Source organism: Paenibacillus sp. J22P59 (genome assembly GCF_059383895.1).
Genome location: NZ_JBXENX010000037.1, coordinates 1 through 1,219, shown reverse-complemented (window position 1 = coordinate 1,219; position 1,219 = coordinate 1). Strand labels below are relative to the sequence as shown.

Genomic DNA, 1,219 nt, shown 5'->3' with positions numbered 1-1,219 from the left:
GGTTAAGCTAGTAAGAGCGCACGGAGGATGCCTAGGCACTAGGAGCCGAAGAAGGACGTGGCGAACAACGAAACTGCCTCGGGGAGCCGTAAGCAGGCTTTGATCCGGGGATATCCGAATGGGGAAACCCAGCTATCGTAATGGATAGTTACTCGTAACTGAATACATAGGTTGCGTAGAGGCATACCAGGGGAACTGAAACATCTAAGTACCCTGAGGAAGAGAAAACAAAAGTGATTCCGTCAGTAGCGGCGAGCGAACGCGGATTAGCCCAAACCAAGGAGCTTGCTCCTTGGGGTTGTAGGACGTCTCACATGGAGTTACAAAGGTGTTGGTTAGGCGAAGAGGTCTGGAAAGGCCCGCTAGAAGAGGTAAAAGCCCTGTAACCAAAAATCAGCACTCTCCGAGACGGATCCTGAGTACGGCGGGACACGTGAAACCCCGTCGGAATCCGGCAGGACCATCTGCCAAGGCTAAATACTCCCTAGTGACCGATAGTGAAGCAGTACCGTGAGGGAAAGGTGAAAAGCACCGCGGAAGCGGAGTGAAAAAGAACCTGAAACCGTGCGCTTACAAGAAGTCAGAGCCCTATTTATGGGTGATGGCGTGCCTTTTGTAGAATGAACCGGCGAGTTACGTTCACGTGCAAGGTTAAGTCGGGAAGACGGAGCCGCAGCGAAAGCGAGTCTGAATAGGGCGAATAAGTACGTGGTCGTAGACCCGAAACCGTGTGATCTACCCCTGTCCAGGGTGAAGGTGCGGTAACACGCACTGGAGGCCCGAACCCACGCATGTTGAAAAATGCGGGGATGAGGTGGGGGTAGCGGAGAAATTCCAATCGAACTCGGAGATAGCTGGTTCTCCCCGAAATAGCTTTAGGGCTAGCCTCGAGGAATGAGCGTCGTGGAGGTAGAGCACTGATTGGGTGCGGGGCCCGCCAAGGGTTACCAAGTCCAGTCAAACTCCGAATGCCATAGACGTGCTACTCGGGAGTCAGACAGTGAGTGCTAAGATCCATTGTCAAGAGGGAAACAGCCCAGATCATCAGCTAAGGTCCCCAAGTGTGTGTTAAGTGGGAAAGGATGTGGAGTTGCAAAAACAACCAGGATGTTGGCTTAGAAGCAGCCACCATTTAAAGAGTGCGTAATAGCTCACTGGTCGAGTGACTCTGCGCCGAAAATGTAACGGGGCTAAACACACCACCGAAGCTATGACATGT

General features: G+C 52.6%; 1 rRNA gene. It reads left to right on the top strand.

Annotated elements, in window-relative coordinates:
• Positions 1-1,219: ribosomal RNA gene (locus AC50YO_RS25510) — 23S ribosomal RNA — on the top strand; the annotation flags it as partial.